Consider the following 2,434-nt stretch of genomic DNA (forward strand, 5'->3'; position numbering starts at 1 on the left):
GCTGTATTATCAATATTGAACTCTCGACATTCTTTGCCAACTTTGCAGGGAGACATACCAAAGGGAATATCAAACGGGATGAAATAATCCTTAAGTGAGAGTGGATCGATAAGAGGGACGCTTGATAATCCTGGAATATCGGCAATTTGAGCATTTTCCCAATCAGGAATTTGCTTTAATGCTACATTTTCAAGTCCAGGTATTTGAGAGATTGAATACTCAGTTTGGCTATTGCCAAGTTGACTAATAGTTCCTTGGATTCGGGGCGAGATTTCCTTGATCGCAACAGAGCCAAGAGCAGTATCAATGCCCTGCTGCTGGGCTAGTGCTTGAATTGGGGGAGACATTGATACAGGTAATTGCCCCAACTGCGGAATCAATGATACAAGCTGAGAAACTGTCAGATTTTGAACGGGACCAAAACTAGATAAGGGAGCATCAGTGACGCTTTGACCTGTTATGTCGCCGATTTGATTAAGTGATAAGTTTTGAAATTCAAAGGAATCAAGAAACATTCCCACCGTAAATAGTTGCTCAGGGGGAGTCCCAGGAGTCCAGGTAATACTTCCCCAGCCAGGAGCCGAAAAAGAACCATGAGATTGAATTGGTTCTATATCGTCGAAGGAAAATGTATTTGGGGTTAACTCGTTATCTGTTGGAGCATCGTTATCAATGACATCTACTTGCGCTTTCGTGGCGAAGGGTAAAGCAGTCACACCAATAATCAAAGCAGTAATTATTGCCAAGCACCTATGCACAAGCTCATCCCCCTGCTAGAGTAAGCAATTCATTGATTTTGTCTATACTCACACCCGCTCGTTTAGCCGCAGTATTGATGTCCTTCCCTGAGCGTAGGGTGGCGATCGCATCTTGTACCTTAGCGGCAATAGTCTTGTTGATACTTTTTTGTCGTCTAGCGATTATTAGTCCCCTTACTAAAGCATTAGCTTGGAGATGATTCTTAGCTGGGTTGTAAGTCAGCTTTGAAGCTCCCGTAACAGACGACTTGGGTAAAGGTGCAACTATTGGCGCGGGTTTGGTAACTTGCGGCTTAGATACAGGTGCAGTTTTTGATGTAGGTCTAGCGATGGCTGACTTGGACTCACGAGTGTTTTGAATTTGGTTATTGTCTGGCACACTTGGAGGAGTTGAATTAACAACTGGTACAGGCGTGATACTTGCAGTAGGTTTAGCGATGCCTTCGGCGGTTCGCTTTGCGACCATCGCCAACTTCGGCTGGTGAACGTTTTGCGTTGTCTTCTTAGGCGGTATGGTTACGCGAGGATTAGCAGCTAGAGGTAGAGAACTTGGGCGCAAGGCAACTGGTCGTCTAGCTTCAGCCTCCCAAACTTTAGCTTGTCCAAGTTGTACTAATTTAGCAACTAAATCAGCAGAAATTCCGGCTCTGTTGGCTGCCTTCAAGCTACTCATCCCACTTTTCATTAGAGCAAGATAGTTGCGAATACGTGCTTTTAATTGAGGATCGACCAATAAGGATTTAGCCTCAGCTTCTTCGACTCCGAGGGTAATAATGGTAGGTGTTACCCGATTACGCGCCACCGTACCTGTCTGGAAGGGACTATCGTTCGCATCTTCTTCTTCAATCAAGATTTTGCTAATGAGGCTGCGACCTGTCCCGATCGTGATTGGAAACGGATAAGAATGGTAATTTCCTTGAGCATCAACCGTTTCTACTGAAAGCATAGTAGTTTTGGCAGCAGGAATATCTTGAAAGTTAATTCCACTAGAGCGAAACAGCCGAATAACTGGACTAGGGAGATCATTGCAAGATTTAGTTACAAGGCAATGATCTACCACTATCCGGCTAGGGTCATCGATAGAAATTTTTGTAATCCTTTCATTTGTAGGAGCAAAATCGAGCAATACACCACCACCTTCAACATGAACTTTAATGGGGACGTTTCCCTCTTGAGCAGCAACAGATGAAACTCGCAGTACCCTTTGCGCCCATGCCGGAGAAAGTGTTGCGACCGATAAAACAAGAGATAGAGAAAAGGTTTTAATAATGGGTTGCATCTTTCTGAATGCCTTATAAATCTGGTAAAACGAACGGCTTATGCACTGAAATAGTAATGGAGCTACCTGCTTTAAGCACAAGAATTCCGTTACCCGATCCTGAGCGCTGTAACTCTTGTGCAGCATTACTGACTACATTTGTGGCGATATTTGCCCCAATTGATTTAAAGTAGCTGGAGTCACCAATCTCGACATTTTGGGACGCACCAAAGTTTGTTAATCCAGCACCGCCTGCAACTGTGCCAGCTAACCCACCAACAAATCGACGAAAACTACTACCCCCTGTCTTAGCAATTAGTGGAGCGTTATCAGAACCAGATAAAGCGATCGCTCCGTCAGGTAAAGGCATCTCCATGTCGCCAATTACAATCGCGGTTGGATTAAGGCGTACAACTTC

Annotated in this window: 3 protein-coding genes; all 3 read right to left on the bottom strand. The window is 44.5% G+C overall.

Annotation, left to right across the window (positions count from 1 at the left end):
• Positions 1-746, bottom strand: a 746-nt coding sequence (locus C7B70_RS23590) for a hypothetical protein (RefSeq protein ID WP_199192487.1), incomplete at its 3' end; no start/stop codon positions are given.
• Positions 747-762: 16 nt separating this feature from the next.
• A complete protein-coding gene (locus tag C7B70_RS23595) occupies positions 763-2,037 on the bottom strand; it encodes a hypothetical protein (RefSeq protein ID WP_106371372.1) in 1,275 nt (424 codons plus the stop codon).
• Between the two features lie 13 nt (positions 2,038-2,050).
• Positions 2,051-2,434: hypothetical protein (locus C7B70_RS23600; RefSeq protein ID WP_199192488.1), on the bottom strand; the 384-nt coding region annotated here is incomplete at its 5' end.

Source organism: Chlorogloea sp. CCALA 695, assembly GCF_003003885.1.
Lineage (GTDB): Bacteria > Cyanobacteriota > Cyanobacteriia > Cyanobacteriales > Chroococcidiopsidaceae > Aliterella.

Coding starts and splice junctions, on each gene's coding strand:
- C7B70_RS23595 (WP_106371372.1), bottom strand. CDS start 2,037: ATGCAACCCATTATTAAAACCTTTTCTCTATCTCTTGTTTTATCGGTC.